Annotated in this window: 1 protein-coding gene; it reads right to left on the bottom strand. The window is 66.1% G+C overall.

The window, feature by feature from the left end:
• On the bottom strand, window positions 1-448 hold a 448-nt coding region (locus tag FXN61_RS50000; RefSeq protein WP_281360903.1), incomplete at both ends, for an alkaline phosphatase family protein.

The raw sequence follows: 448 nt of genomic DNA, 5'->3' as shown, positions 1-448 counted from the left end.
CGGTGCTCGCTACCTTCGGTGCACCGCCGCTCACTACCGGAAGAGCGTGGAATGATTCCAAAACGCGCAGCATTGATTTCCGCAGTAGCACTCGTCGCCACGCGGAGATCTCCTCCGACCGCACCCCGGTCCACCGCTCCAGGAACTGCGTCATCGACGTGTGGTCGAACACCTGCGAACACACGTAACCGCCAACGGACCACGGCGAGACGACGGTCATCGGCACGCGCGCACCCAGCCCCAACGGCCGGTCACCCACGTACTCGTCCGTCACGGACAACGGCGGACGCGGCGGCGGCACGTGGTCGTAGAAGCCGTCGTTCTCGTCGTAGGTGATGAACAGGACCGTCGACTCCCACACCTCCTGGTTGGACGCCAACGCGTCCAGCACCTGGTAGGTGATCGAGGCGGAGGCGGCGGGCGACGACGCGCCGGGATGCTCGGAGTC

The organism is Lentzea indica (genome assembly GCF_012184385.1).
In the GTDB taxonomy this organism is placed as follows: domain Bacteria; phylum Actinomycetota; class Actinomycetes; order Mycobacteriales; family Pseudonocardiaceae; genus Lentzea; species Lentzea indica.
Note: the sequence above shows the minus strand (reverse complement) of the source record. Positions and strands in the feature narration are given on the sequence as shown.